Below are 11,950 nucleotides of genomic sequence, written 5' to 3' on the forward strand. Positions count from 1 at the left end.
CTTCCTGCGCTCGACTTGCATGTATTAGGCACGCCGCCAGCGTTCGTCCTGAGCCAGGATCAAACTCTCCATAAAGTGTTTGACTTGCTCGTTGTTGTGACCGGAGTCACGTTGACGAAGCTTGCGCTTCATTCATTGTTTGTATCCGAAGATACGTTTTTTGCCTCATCGTTCAGTTTTCAAAGTTCGTCATCGTTTGTTTTGAAAATGGTGGGCCTAAGTGGACTCGAACCACCGACCTCACGCTTATCAGGCGTGCGCTCTAACCAGCTGAGCTATAGGCCCGTCAAAAGCAAACAAAATATGGTGCACCCTGAGAGATTCGAACTCCCGACCCCTTGATTCGTAGTCAAGTACTCTATCCAGCTGAGCTAAGGGTGCGATATGGTGCGGTCGAGAGGACTTGAACCTCCACAGTGTTGCCACCACTAGGCCCTCAACCTAGCGCGTCTACCATTCCGCCACGACCGCAAATATAAAATTAGGAATCAAAAAATAAAATGGTGTGTCATGCAGGATTCGAACCTGCGACCCTCTGATTAAAAGTCAGATGCTCTACCAACTGAGCTAATGACACGAAAAACTGGGCTGGAAGGGATCGAACCTTCGCATGCTGGAATCAAAATCCAGTGCCTTACCACTTGGCCACAGCCCAAAAATGGCGGTCCTGACGGGATTCGAACCCGCGATCTCCTGCGTGACAGGCAGGCATGTTAACCGCTACACCACAGGACCACATTTTTGCGAAACTTAAGTATGAAATTAAAAATGGTGGAGGATGACGGGATCGAACCGCCGACCCTCTGCTTGTAAGGCAGATGCTCTCCCAGCTGAGCTAATCCTCCAAAATGGTGACCCGTACGGGAATCGAACCCGTGATACCGCCGTGAAAGGGCGGTGTCTTAACCGCTTGACCAACGGGCCATTTTAAAACAATAATTATTCTCAAGTAACAAATTCACATAAGAGGTCTGGCGGAGATGGAGGGATTCGAACCCTCGCACCAGTTTCCCGGCCTACACCCTTAGCAGGGGCGCCCCTTATAGCCACTTGGGTACATCTCCAAAGATAATGGCTCCGCAAGTAGGATTTGAACCTACGACCTACCGGTTAACAGCCGGTTGCTCTACCACTGAGCTATTGCGGAACGTGACGTTCGTTTCAGAACACTTTTCTATATTAGCAACTTTATTTCTCTTCGTCAATGCTTTTTTAAAAAAGTTTTTAGTGACGAGAAGTTGTTTAGTTGCTGTCGTTTTGACGACTTCTATAATTTATCATGCTCCGAAATGAACGTCAACTACTTTTGTAAAAAATCTTTCCACGACATCTTCCGCAACGGTACCGCTCCGGATTCATCTTTCTTTTCCTTCTATATAATGTCCCACATTTCTCACACTCGTAAAGGTGATTCTTTTTTTTTGCTTCTTCTAGACGCGGACTGTAACGCAGCCCTCCGTATCGTTGCAACCACTCTTTAAAATCCTGATCTTGATGCCGGTGCCCCATTCCACGCAGATGTAAATGATAGTGGCACAGTTCATGAATGACGATTCCACGGAAGGTATTAAGGTCTCCCAAATGACTCCGATTGAAATCCAGATGATGATCGGTCAGAAAATAACGACCCCCTGTCGTCCGTAAGCGTTCGTTAAAGAGTGCAACATGTCTAAACGGTAAAGCAAACACGTCGAGCGAGAGTTGCTCGACGTATTGCTGCAACTCTTCGTTCGTCATGACGGACTGACCATTGTCAGACCGATCCGTCCGCGCTCCGGCTCGACACTTGTCACCCAAACGGTCACGATATCGCCGACGGCAATAACATCAAGCGGATGTTTGACCCGTTTTTTACTGAGTTTTGAAATATGAACAAGACCGCTTTCTTTCACACCGATATCCACGAAGGCACCGAAATCGAGCACATTTCGGACCGTCCCCTGGAATTCCATCCCGACTTGGATCATATCAAGGGATAACACATCCTGGCGCAGCAACGGCTTATCGAGTGCTTCCCGCGGATCACGTTCCGGGCGTTGTAATGCTTCAATGATATCCCGTAGTGTCGGTTCACCGACTTCGAGCAATCGAGCAGTGTCCGGTACGGATAACTCTCCGAGTCGAGTCCGTAAACTGTCCGTTCCAACGCTCTGCAACGGCAAATCCAGTTGCTTAAACAAGGATTCCACGGTTTTATATTGTTCCGGGTGAATCGGTGTCCGGTCAAGCGGATGACTGCCTTCCGGAATGCGTAAGAAACCGGCCGCCTGTTCATATGCTTTTGCTCCTAAACGCGGAACTTTCAACAATTCTTTCCGGGATTCAAAGGCCCCGAGTTCCGAGCGACGTTCCACAATCTTTTTAGCCGTTGCTTTCGTAATCCCGGCGACGTAACCGAGTAATGATTCCGAAGCTGTGTTGACGTCGACACCGACCTGGTTTACAACCGTCTCGACGACGAAATCGAGCGTCTCTTTTAACTTCGCCTGTGTGACATCATGTTGGTACTGTCCGACCCCAACGGATTGCGGATCCACTTTGACAAGTTCCGCCAACGGATCCTGCAGACGCCGGGCGATTGAGATGGCGGACCGTTGTTCGACTTGTAAGTCCGGAAACTCAGTGCGGGCAATTTCCGACGCCGAATAGATACTTGCTCCTGCCTCATCCACAATCGTAAAGGCAATTTGATCATACTCTTTGATCCAGTCTGCGACAAAGGATTCCGTCTCACGGGAAGCCGTCCCGTTTCCAATCGCAATCAATTCAATTCCGTACCGTTTTACCAGTTTCGTTAAGACTTGACGTGCTTCTTGCGCTTTTTGTTCCGACATCGTCAGATACACGACGCCGACTTCCTTCATTTCCCCCGTCGGATCAATCACGGCCCACTTACATCCCGTCCGGTAGGCAGGATCAAGACCCAGCATGACTTTCCCTTTTATCGGCGGTTGCATGTAGAGTTGCCGCAAGTTTTTTCCGAACACTTCAATCGCCTGATTTTCCGCTTTGTCGGTCAACTCGTTCCGAAGTTCCCGTTCAATTGCCGGGAAAACCGATTTTTTATATCCCGTTTGAACAGCTTCCTCGACCAACTTGCGTTTTTGCTCCGGCAATCGGCTAAACGGCCGTAACAAGTACGGTAAAACGTGTTGCTCTTCCAGAACGATTTTGACGGAAACGATTTTTAATGCCTCAGCACGATTGATCGCCAAAATCCGGTGTGGCACGATTTGACGGATCCGTTCACTGTACTCGTAATACTGGGCAAAGACACGTTTTTCATCGACTGCGTCTTTTTTTAGTTTCGTGACGATATCCGCAAACCGGTAAGCCGTCTTTCGAATATGTTCGCGGACACTCGCCTGTTCGCCCCACTCTTCGGCAATGATGGCTTGTGCTCCGGCTACCGCTTCTCCTTCGCCATGTGCCGCGACATACTGATGAAATTGTTGTTCATCGTATGATTTCGGTGACCGCAAAAAGTTGGCGAATGGTGTCAATCCTGCTTCTCGGGCAATCTCGGCTTTTGTTCTCCGTTTAGGACGAAACGGTAAGTACAGGTCTTCGATTTGCTGTAACGTCGTTGCTTCATTCAAGCTTTGTTTCAAGTCAGGCGTCAAGACACCTTGTTCTTCGATTTTCCGCAAAACATCTTCTCGTTTTGATTCCAGTTGTGTGATGCTTTTATGGCGGTCGAGGATCGCTTTGATTTCGACCTCATCGAGTTCGCCGGTTTGCTCTTTACGGTATCTCGCGATGAACGGAATCGTTCCCCCGTCTTCCGTCAATTGTAAGACAGCCTTGACTTGCGCCGGTCTGATGTTCAATTCTGTTGCGATTCTCTTCTCCATTTTCCTCACCTCTGTTTCATTATACCGAAGAATCAACAGGACACAAAAAAAAGACCGATGCTTCCGCATCAGTCTTTTGAAAATACTTCGTTCGGTTCTACTTTGATTGCTTCTCGTAATTTTTGCAACGCACGGCGCTGAAGACGCGACACATGCATTTGCGAAATACCAAGAAGTTCTCCTGTTTCCTTTTGACTCATGTTCCGATAGTACGCACATTCTAAAATCGAACGTTCGCGGTCAGTCAAAACAGCAAATGCTTTTTCAAGAATCAGCTTTTGATCCACTGAATCATATCCGTTTTCCTGGTTACCAACGAGATCCAGTAGTGTGACCGTACTGCCTTCCTGATCGGCTTCAATTGAACTATCAACAGATAAAGCCTGATAACTTTTACCCATCTCAAGGGTTTCAAGAACTTCCTCTTCCGATACTTCCAACCGAGCGGCAATTTCATCGATACGCGGTGAACGTTGCAGTTCTGTCGTCAGTTCTTCGACGGCTTTCTTGATTTTCGGTCCGAGTTCCTTGATTCGACGCGGGACGTGAACGCTCCATGTCTTATCACGGATGAAACGTTTGATTTCACCGATGATGGTCGGAACGGCAAAGGATTCAAAACTCCGGCCAAATTCTTTATCAAAACGACGAAGAGCGGCAAGCAAACCAATCATCCCGACTTGAACGAGGTCATCATGAATCGGACGTCCACGTGAGAACTTACGGGCAAGCGCCTCAACGAGGTCGGAATACCGAGCAAGTAAAGCAGCATGAACTTCTTCATCTTGATCATCTTGTTGATACAGGTCAATTAGACGAAGGACTTCATCATCACTGTGATGGCGTTGTTGAGACTTTGCTGGCACTTTGACCCACCTCATCTCTATTCATATATTTTGTCATATGGACAGTGACGCCGTTTGCTTTCTCGATCGTGACTTGATCCATGAGTGCTTCGATCATTAAGATCCCTAGTCCCCCCTCGTGCAGAGAGTCTAAATCATGAGATTCCGTAATTGGTTCACTTTGACGCTTCACGCTGTCTTTATCGAAAGTCACACCATTGTCTTTGACAATGATTTCAAGACGATCGTCCGGATAGACGTTACACGTTAAAGCCATTGATCCGTCCTGTTCTCCTTCATATGCATGTTGAACTGCATTCGCACATGCTTCAGAGACCGCAATTTTGATGTCTTCGATATCGTCGTACGTGTAACCCATCCGATTCGCGACACCCGAAACTGTCAATCGAGCAATTGCAACATATTCCGGTTTTGCCGGAAGTGTCATTTCAAGTTGTTCGTTCTTCATTGTGTCCCACCTCGTACACCACTATCGATTGTAATGATGCTTGAAAGACCTGTGATTTCAAACAAACGGCGGATGCGTTCAGAAACGCCGACAAGTGTAAATGATGTGCCGTTTTTCTTTGATGCTTTAAGCGCCCCGACAAATACACCAAGGCCTGTTGAATCCATATAGTGAATTTCATCCAGGTGCACGACAACGTCATTTGTTTCGACTGCCGGTACAAGTTCCTGGCGAAGTTTTGGTGCTGTATACGTATCAATCTCTCCTGCGATATAGAGATGCGTCTGACCATCTAATTGTTCTGTTTTAATTGTTAAATCCATCTTCAAGTTCCTCCTCAAGGAAAATCTGCTATGTGTTTTTTCTATCTCTATTATCTCATAATAAAAAAAGTTCACTCTGAAATAATTCCCGGATTTGCTAATTCTTAAACCACTTTTTAAAAAAGTGTTCAAAAAAAGTCGCATACAGATGTATCGACTCTTCTCTCTGATCTATGTAAGTGCCTAAAAATCAATCAACCCTAAGCTGATCGCGACGGCACTATTTACTTTCATCATCGTGTCCGGATCTAGATGCGTGACTTTATCCGTCAGACGGCGTTTATCGATTGTACGGACCTGCTCAAGTAGGATGACCGAATCACGTTCTAATCCGTGTCGCTCTCGATATACTTCCACATGGGTCGGTAGTTTGGCTTTGTCGATCTGTGCCGTGATCGCAGCCACGATTACAGTTGGGCTGAATCGGTTACCAATATCATTTTGTAGGACAAGGACAGGACGAACGCCTCCTTGTTCCGATCCGACCACAGGTGACAAATTTGCATAAAACACGTCGCCACGTTTGACTATCAAAGCTTACACCCCGCTTACTTGACGTAGGAGCGAGAACTCCGCCTCCGTTTCAATCTGGAACATTTCGCCAACGATGGATAAATTGATCGCTGCCATTTCTTCGTAACCACGTTTCAATTCCTCACGTAGCTGACGCTTGCGTTCTTCGGTCGTATGGTTCGACTTCATCCCAATCGTCTCCTTCGCTACATTTCGCTCAACAAATTGCTTTTCCCGTTGTTGGACCAAGATAATGGCACCTCCAGATTCACTGAAACCTTAACGAACGACTCACTTTCTACTTCAATATATCAGTCAAATTCAGAAAATACAATCAAAATTCAAACAAATAACATTTTTTTACCATCATATTGATGTCTTTTAAAAAACTAGATGCGCGGGACCCGTTTCGAGAACTGACACAATACCTCATAGTTGATCGTCCCCAGCCAGTGCGCTGCTTCATCAATCGGGACACCTTGTCCAATCAACGTGACTTCTGTTCCAACCGGGTAATTGCGCGGCAAGCGGATCATCAACCGGTCCATACAGACCCGACCGACGATTTCGCACGGATAACCGTCGACAAGTAATGAATACCCCTGGAACTTGCGGGACCAGCCGTCCGCGTATCCGATCGGCACCGTTCCGATCCACTCATCTGTCGGCGCCGTGTAGGTCGCACCGTAACTGATCGTTTGACCGGGTTCAACCTGCTTGACCTGCATCAGACGACTCTTCAGCGTGAACGCCGGTCGTAAGAATTCGTAATATGGAATCATTTCGTCTGACGGCATCGCCCCGTATAAGGCAATCCCGATCCGGACAACATTAAAAGGATCCTGACCGATCAAACGGATGGCGCCCGCTGAGTTGGCCGCATGGATGTATCGAATATTCGGCACGCGTTCGACGAAACGCAGGAAAACGGTCTGTTGCTCGTCAAACAACCGGCTGTTCAATTCGTCGGCTGTCGCAAAATGCGTATAGATCCCTTCGAGTTCCATGACATCCGAATCCAACTCTTGTAAGACGGCGTCCAACTCTTCCGGTGTCTGCAGTCCAAGACGGCCCATCCCGCTGTCGACCTTGATGTGGAGCCGTAAATGATCGACATCCGTTAAATGCTGTTTTGCTTCCCGCAACCAGCCGGCTGAAAAAACAGGCACGGCGACGTCATAGTTCGAGGCGATCGGTGCATGTTCCGGCAAAAGCGTTTCGAGCATTAAAATCGGTGCCTGAATCCCGGCTTCCCGTAATTCGATTGCTTCTTCTAGCAGGGCGACAGCCAGTAAATCCGCCCCGTTCGCCAACGCGATTTCCGCGACCGTCACGGCACCATGTCCGTATCCGTCCGCCTTCACGACGGCCATCATCGTTTGATGACCGATTCGGGCCTTGATTTCCCGTACATTGTGCGCGATGGCTTCGCGGTCAATTTCTATCCAAGTTGGTCGATACATCTGAACTCCTCTTTTCTAATAAGACTTGTGCAGCCGCATAATGGTCGGAATGGGTAATGGAAAGGTGAATCGTCCCTTCAAACGGACCGGTCATGACCGGTCGTCCCGATGCTTCGTTCAACACTTCGAGATCAAGCCAGGATACGTCGGCACCGATGCCGGTCCCGAATGCTTTGACAAACGCTTCCTTTGCCGCGAACCTTCCTGCGAGATACTCAAGTTGCCGCTTATCAGACAAGGTGTAAAAACGATTCTGTTCTTCTGCCGTTAACACCCGTTTAACGATTCGCGGCTGACGCTCGAGCGTCTGTCGGATTTGTTCCAGTTCTACGAGATCGAGTCCTATTCCGAAAATCATTCCTGACGCCTCCACAGTTCTATTCTTCGCCATCTTCATATAGAATGAAGATGAAGCGAGGTGTTGTCATGTTTAGTCGAACGGAAAACTTACAAACGTTCACACGTTCTTATCCGGTCGTTTCGTTGTTCATTTTAATCCAAGTTGCCCTGTTTGTCATCGAACAGTTAAACGCCTTTTTCAACTTTGGCTTTTCGCCGCTCAATTACGGGGCAGCCATCAACTTGTTCATCGGGAACGGGGAATGGTGGCGTGTCGTAACCGCGACATTCCTGCATTATGATTTTTGGCATATCGCCTTCAACACGTTTGCCCTAATCATTTTCGCACCTGCCTTGGAGCGGATGATCGGTCACGCGAAGTTTGCTTCCTTCTATCTTTTAGTCGGAACGCTCGCCAACGTCTTGACGTATTTTACGAAAATCAATGAACCGTTTTACGGTCAAGCCGGGGCTTCGGGCGCAATTTTAGGACTGCTTGGTTTTTACGTCTATCTCGGTCGTTTTAAACGGACTGTCATTTCAGCTGATGACGCGCGTCTCGTGTATATCTTCAGTGCCATCACAGCCATCTTCACCTTACTCGGTTCGAACGTCTCTGTCTTTGGTCACTTATACGGTTTCGTGCTCGGGTTCCTTGCCGGCTTCATCTTCGGAAAAGGAACAGTGCCGTTTACACGTCCGTTCAATACCGGAAGACGTCCTGCATCAGGTGGTCGCATCATCCATACGAGCGGTTCCGGACAACTCGGACGGATCATCTTTTATGTCATCGTCGCCTTCGCCGTGTTTGGCCTGCTGGCCCGGTTCATTTGAAACACAATCCAAAAAGGAGCCCGCTGAACTTAAAAATTCAGACGGGCTCCTTTTTATGATGGCTTATTTACGTAATGATTCCGCAAGATCTTTAATATCATCGATCAAGTTATGGATCGTTTCCTGGTTATCTGTATATAAGGCACGAAGTTCTTCAAAACGGCCTTTCGGATCCTGTTTGACGGCTGAAATTTGTGTCCCTGCTCCGCCAAATGTGCGTTTGAACGTAGCCAGTTGCGATTGACGTGTATCTTTATGAAGCATGGATAATGTGGCACCTACGAGTGCTCCGCCAAGTGTTGCTACTAAAAAGTAATTCTTTTTCATCTGTTTTTCCCCCTAGACTAATTTAACTGTTTCTTAAAGTGGTGGTAAAAGCTGATACCGTTTCATGACCGGAGAAGGCGAAAAAGACTTCCCTGCCTCTTCAGCATACTGGTCGACGGTCAGTCGTTCAACTGATTTCGCATAACGCGAAGCATCCGTGTCATTGTTGAACTGAATCAACAGGACCAAATCTGTTCCGCGCTCGACGCGGGCGATCCGAACGGCTTTGAAACTGTCGTATTCCGCACCCAGTACTTTTGGATCCGACATGACATGATGGACAAATAAATCGCCGCTGTTTTGATCTGCCGGAATCGACCAATAAAATAAACTGCCTTGTTCATCAAAATTACCGCGTGTTTCGAGTAATGTATATGTGTTGCCGCTTTGAAACGGGGACTTCCCTTCTGTTTCAATAAACAAAAGAGCCTCACCGCTTCCACTTGCTGCTCGAATCTGAGGATCACGCGATCGAATTTGATCAACAAAACTGCCGCTACCGAATGTTATGGAAAGTTTAGATGGCATCACAGGCCTCCGCGAGTTCGAAGTCTTTGCTAGTCAGACCGCCTGAATCGTGGGTCGTCGCAGCAAGCGTAACGTTCTTATAGTCAATGATGATTCTCGGATGATGGTTGAGATGTTCCGCTATCGAACCAACCTCCTGTACAAAATCAAGTGCTGCCGGGAATGAATCCAATGTATAGACACGGACGATTTCGTCATCGACGACACGCCATTCCGCCAGTCCTTCCAGACGTTCTTCCACTTCATACTCATTCAACCTTTTCATGCCATTTTCCTCCTCCACCATTATTTTCGTCCTATACCTTATACCCTACTTTTCCGGTTTCTTATACCTCTCGCCGATGGATTTCTTCCTTTTGTCTTCTGGCACAGATAGAGTACAATGTGAAGGAGAACACTATCTCCCAAAAAAGAAAGGGGCAGACGCTCATGCGTGCGCTTATCGTGATTGATTATACGGTTGATTTTGTAGCCGATGAAGGAAAGTTGACGTGCGGAAAACCAGGACAGGCCATTGAAGGACGCATCGCTTCACTGATGGATGAGTTCTCATCAGAGGATTATGTCGTCATCGCAAACGATATTCACGAAGAAGGAGACACCTTCCATCCGGAAACCGTCCTCTTCCCACCCCACAACATCCGTGGTACTCATGGCAGAGATCTTTTCGGACAAGTAGCTGAGATGGCACGTGTCGCAGATCATGTCATCGATAAAACACGGTACAGTGCTTTTGCCGGAACGGATCTTGATTTACGGTTACGGGAACGTTCGATTCACGAAGTTCATCTCGTCGGTGTCTGTACGGATATCTGCGTCCTGCACACAGCGGTCGATGCCTACAATCTGGGATATAAAATCGTCGTCCATGCCGACGCCGTCGCAAGTTTTAACGCGGCCGGCCATGACTGGGCACTTACGCATTTCAAACAATCGATCGGCGCAGATGTCGTCGGCGAATAAGAAGGGATCTGTCTTCATGTTACAACGTAATCTTGCACTTCATACTGATCTTTATCTGCCACGGTGGATGTATATTTATTGGCAGGAAGGACGTCATAATGAACGCGCTGTCTTTGACGTCTACTATCGGTCAAACCCGTTCGAAGGGGGTTATGTCGTCTTCGCCGGGCTCGAAAATATCATCGAATATGTTCAGACCCTCCGTTTTACAGAAGAGGACATTACGTATCTCCAAAAAATGATCGGTTTCCCGGACGAGTTCAAAGAGGAATTGCGCAACTTTAAATTCTCCGGTTCCATCTCAAGCGTCAAAGAAGGCGAAATCGTTTTCCCGAACGAACCACTTGTCCGGATCGAAGCCAGGATTTTCGAAGCAAAATTATTGCAGACGGCGATTTTGAATATCGCTAACCACGAATCCCTGATCGCTACGAAATATGCGCGGATCCGTCAATCGGCACCCGGTGCAAAATTCCTCGAAGCCGGTGCGCGTCGTGCCCAAGGCATCGATGCTGCTTACTTCGGAACCCGCGCGTCGTACTTAGCCGGTTTTGATGTCACGAGCCTTGCTTCTGCCGGACGAGACTTCGGTATTCCGTGCGGCGGAACGATGGAGCATGCCGATATTCAATTCCATGATGATGAATTAACGGCGTTCCGGACGTTTGCTGCCTACTATCCGGATCAAGCGACATTACTCGTCGATACGTACGACACGCTGAAAAGCGGTTTGCCGAACGCGATCATCGTCGCAAAGGAACTCGAAGCAAAAGGACATAAATTGCGCGGTATCCGGATTGATTCCGGCGATTTATCCTACTTATCGAAACGGGCACGGACAATGCTCGATGAAGCCGGCTTCCCGGATGTCGACATCGTCTTATCCGGTGATCTCGATGAATACGTCATCCAGGATTTACGGATTCAAGGGGCACAGGCGAATACGTTCCTCGTCGGAACACGCGGTATCACAGCATACGAACAACCTGCACTCGGTATGGTCTATAAGCTGGTCGCACGTGAAGTCGACGGCGAACTCATTCCGGTCATCAAAGTCTCGTCCTCAAAAGCGAAGACGACGACACCACACATCAAAGAAGTGTACCGGATTGTCGACCGCGTCACGAATAAATTCAAAGGTGATTACGTGACGTTACTGGATGAAGATCCGACTGATCTGGAGGCAATCGACTTAATCGACGTCCGTGATCCGTCATTCCGCAACCGGATCGAGAACTTTAACGTCGAACGTTTGCTGACGCCGATTTTCGTTGACGGAGAACTGGTATACACGGTCCCGACCATCGAAGAAAGCCGCCATTTCCATGAACAGCAGATCGGTCGTCTATGGGAAGAATACAAACGCCTCCGTCTGCCGGAAGTCTACGCCATCACCTTCAGCGACCGTCTCTGGAAACTGAAACTGGATATGATTCGCGACACACGGACCGCGAGCGGTCTCAAATAAATACCTGAACATAAAAACAGCCTA

15 protein-coding genes, 10 tRNA genes and 1 rRNA gene are annotated in these 11,950 nt (G+C 48.0%); 3 read left to right on the plus strand and 23 right to left on the minus strand.

From position 1 onward, the window contains the following. The 20 genes from ABIC15_RS12790 to acpS form a co-directional block, all read right to left on the minus strand. A 16S ribosomal RNA gene (locus ABIC15_RS12790) occupies window positions 1-75 on the minus strand; the annotation flags it as partial. 133 nt (window positions 76-208) lie between these two features. Beyond that, window positions 209-285, minus strand: a tRNA-Ile gene (locus ABIC15_RS12795). A 19-nt stretch (window positions 286-304) separates the two neighbouring features. After that, window positions 305-381 (minus strand) — tRNA-Arg (locus tag ABIC15_RS12800). Window positions 382-385: 4 nt separating this feature from the next. After that, window positions 386-471: transfer RNA gene (locus ABIC15_RS12805), tRNA-Leu, on the minus strand. A gap of 30 nt (window positions 472-501) precedes the next feature. Next, window positions 502-577 (minus strand) — tRNA-Lys (locus ABIC15_RS12810). A gap of 6 nt (window positions 578-583) precedes the next feature. Next, a tRNA-Gln gene (locus ABIC15_RS12815) sits at window positions 584-655 on the minus strand. 4 nt (window positions 656-659) lie between these two features. Continuing rightward, window positions 660-735, minus strand: a tRNA-Asp gene (locus ABIC15_RS12820). Between the two features lie 34 nt (window positions 736-769). Beyond that, a tRNA-Val gene (locus ABIC15_RS12825) sits at window positions 770-845 on the minus strand. Between the two features lie 4 nt (window positions 846-849). Beyond that, a tRNA-Glu gene (locus ABIC15_RS12830) sits at window positions 850-924 on the minus strand. Window positions 925-972: 48 nt separating this feature from the next. Then, a tRNA-Ser gene (locus ABIC15_RS12835) sits at window positions 973-1,064 on the minus strand. An 8-nt stretch (window positions 1,065-1,072) separates the two neighbouring features. Beyond that, window positions 1,073-1,147: transfer RNA gene (locus ABIC15_RS12840), tRNA-Asn, on the minus strand. 149 nt (window positions 1,148-1,296) lie between these two features. After that, window positions 1,297-1,737, minus strand: coding sequence for a SprT family protein (locus tag ABIC15_RS12845; RefSeq protein ID WP_354020880.1), 441 nt, complete (start codon window positions 1,735-1,737; stop codon window positions 1,297-1,299). Then, a complete protein-coding gene (locus tag ABIC15_RS12850; RefSeq protein ID WP_354020881.1) occupies window positions 1,734-3,854 on the minus strand; it encodes a Tex family protein in 2,121 nt (706 codons plus the stop codon). Before ABIC15_RS12850 ends, ABIC15_RS12845 begins: the two co-directional genes overlap by 4 nt. A gap of 68 nt (window positions 3,855-3,922) precedes the next feature. Continuing rightward, window positions 3,923-4,720: an RNA polymerase sigma factor SigB gene (gene sigB, locus ABIC15_RS12855; RefSeq protein WP_012371666.1), complete on the minus strand. Its 798-nt coding sequence runs from the start codon at window positions 4,718-4,720 to the stop codon at window positions 3,923-3,925. Further along, window positions 4,686-5,168 carry an anti-sigma B factor RsbW gene (gene rsbW, locus ABIC15_RS12860; RefSeq protein ID WP_012371667.1) on the minus strand — a complete coding sequence of 161 codons (483 nt, stop codon included), beginning with the start codon at window positions 5,166-5,168 and terminating at the stop codon, window positions 4,686-4,688. The genes sigB and rsbW overlap by 35 nt, the downstream gene beginning before the upstream one ends. Continuing rightward, the gene (locus ABIC15_RS12865; protein ID WP_012371668.1) at window positions 5,165-5,491 is read right to left on the minus strand and encodes an STAS domain-containing protein; all 327 of its coding nucleotides are present in this window, start codon (window positions 5,489-5,491) and stop codon (window positions 5,165-5,167) included. The genes rsbW and ABIC15_RS12865 overlap by 4 nt, the downstream gene beginning before the upstream one ends. Window positions 5,492-5,674: 183 nt before the next feature. Beyond that, window positions 5,675-6,025 carry a type II toxin-antitoxin system PemK/MazF family toxin gene (locus tag ABIC15_RS12870; protein ID WP_014971520.1) on the minus strand — a complete coding sequence of 117 codons (351 nt, stop codon included), beginning with the start codon at window positions 6,023-6,025 and terminating at the stop codon, window positions 5,675-5,677. Window positions 6,026-6,028: 3 nt separating this feature from the next. Further along, window positions 6,029-6,253 (minus strand): hypothetical protein, encoded by a 225-nt coding sequence (locus tag ABIC15_RS12875; RefSeq protein ID WP_012371670.1) that lies wholly within the window; start codon window positions 6,251-6,253, stop codon window positions 6,029-6,031. A gap of 140 nt (window positions 6,254-6,393) precedes the next feature. Beyond that, complete coding sequence (alr, locus tag ABIC15_RS12880; RefSeq protein WP_214766533.1) at window positions 6,394-7,467, minus strand: alanine racemase; 1,074 nt, start codon at window positions 7,465-7,467, stop codon at window positions 6,394-6,396. Next, on the minus strand, window positions 7,439-7,825 hold the full coding sequence (gene acpS, locus ABIC15_RS12885; protein ID WP_012371672.1) for a holo-ACP synthase: 387 nt from the start codon (window positions 7,823-7,825) through the stop codon (window positions 7,439-7,441). Before acpS ends, alr begins: the two co-directional genes overlap by 29 nt. A 68-nt stretch (window positions 7,826-7,893) precedes the next feature. On the opposite strand from acpS, the gene ABIC15_RS12890 reads away from it, so the two are divergent. Beyond that, the gene (locus ABIC15_RS12890; RefSeq protein ID WP_214766531.1) at window positions 7,894-8,640 is read left to right on the plus strand and encodes a rhomboid family intramembrane serine protease; all 747 of its coding nucleotides are present in this window, start codon (window positions 7,894-7,896) and stop codon (window positions 8,638-8,640) included. Between the two features lie 63 nt (window positions 8,641-8,703). On the opposite strand, the gene ABIC15_RS12895 is transcribed toward ABIC15_RS12890, so the two are convergent. From ABIC15_RS12895 to ABIC15_RS12905, 3 genes are read right to left on the minus strand one after another with little or no spacing between them, the layout of a single operon-like run. Beyond that, window positions 8,704-8,967: a hypothetical protein gene (locus ABIC15_RS12895; RefSeq protein ID WP_354020882.1), complete on the minus strand. Its 264-nt coding sequence runs from the start codon at window positions 8,965-8,967 to the stop codon at window positions 8,704-8,706. 33 nt (window positions 8,968-9,000) lie between these two features. Further along, complete coding sequence (locus ABIC15_RS12900) at window positions 9,001-9,495, minus strand: hypothetical protein (protein ID WP_131503445.1); 495 nt, start codon at window positions 9,493-9,495, stop codon at window positions 9,001-9,003. Continuing rightward, entirely contained in the window at window positions 9,485-9,760 is a 276-nt protein-coding gene (locus ABIC15_RS12905) for a 4a-hydroxytetrahydrobiopterin dehydratase (protein WP_026827240.1), read from the minus strand. The genes ABIC15_RS12900 and ABIC15_RS12905 overlap by 11 nt, the downstream gene beginning before the upstream one ends. A 164-nt stretch (window positions 9,761-9,924) precedes the next feature. Here ABIC15_RS12905 and ABIC15_RS12910 point away from each other — a divergent pair, with 164 nt between their 5' ends. Beyond that, entirely contained in the window at window positions 9,925-10,458 is a 534-nt protein-coding gene (locus tag ABIC15_RS12910) for a cysteine hydrolase family protein (protein ID WP_131503446.1), read from the plus strand. A 16-nt stretch (window positions 10,459-10,474) separates the two neighbouring features. After that, window positions 10,475-11,926, plus strand: coding sequence for a nicotinate phosphoribosyltransferase (locus ABIC15_RS12915; protein ID WP_131503447.1), 1,452 nt, complete (start codon window positions 10,475-10,477; stop codon window positions 11,924-11,926). Window positions 11,927-11,950 lie beyond the last annotated feature (24 nt).

The organism is Exiguobacterium sp. PvP048 (genome assembly GCF_040549175.1).
In the GTDB taxonomy this organism is placed as follows: Bacteria; Bacillota; Bacilli; order Exiguobacteriales; family Exiguobacteriaceae; genus Exiguobacterium_A; species Exiguobacterium_A artemiae.

Excerpts from the sequence above, each read along its gene's own strand:
- ABIC15_RS12895 (WP_354020882.1), bottom strand. The coding sequence starts at position 8,967 with ATGAAAAAGAATTACTTTTTAGTAGCAACACTTGGCGGAGCACTCGTA.
- ABIC15_RS12900 (WP_131503445.1), bottom strand. The coding sequence starts at position 9,495 with ATGCCATCTAAACTTTCCATAACATTCGGTAGCGGCAGTTTTGTTGAT.
- acpS (WP_012371672.1), bottom strand. The coding sequence starts at position 7,825 with ATGATTTTCGGAATAGGACTCGATCTCGTAGAACTGGAACAAATCCGA.
- ABIC15_RS12905 (WP_026827240.1), bottom strand. The coding sequence starts at position 9,760 with ATGAAAAGGTTGAATGAGTATGAAGTGGAAGAACGTCTGGAAGGACTG.
- alr (WP_214766533.1), bottom strand. The coding sequence starts at position 7,467 with ATGTATCGACCAACTTGGATAGAAATTGACCGCGAAGCCATCGCGCAC.
- ABIC15_RS12865 (WP_012371668.1), bottom strand. The coding sequence starts at position 5,491 with ATGGATTTAACAATTAAAACAGAACAATTAGATGGTCAGACGCATCTC.
- ABIC15_RS12910 (WP_131503446.1), top strand. The coding sequence starts at position 9,925 with ATGCGTGCGCTTATCGTGATTGATTATACGGTTGATTTTGTAGCCGAT.
- ABIC15_RS12845 (WP_354020880.1), bottom strand. The coding sequence starts at position 1,737 with ATGACGAACGAAGAGTTGCAGCAATACGTCGAGCAACTCTCGCTCGAC.
- ABIC15_RS12890 (WP_214766531.1), top strand. The coding sequence starts at position 7,894 with ATGTTTAGTCGAACGGAAAACTTACAAACGTTCACACGTTCTTATCCG.
- ABIC15_RS12915 (WP_131503447.1), top strand. The coding sequence starts at position 10,475 with ATGTTACAACGTAATCTTGCACTTCATACTGATCTTTATCTGCCACGG.
- ABIC15_RS12850 (WP_354020881.1), bottom strand. The coding sequence starts at position 3,854 with ATGGAGAAGAGAATCGCAACAGAATTGAACATCAGACCGGCGCAAGTC.
- rsbW (WP_012371667.1), bottom strand. The coding sequence starts at position 5,168 with ATGAAGAACGAACAACTTGAAATGACACTTCCGGCAAAACCGGAATAT.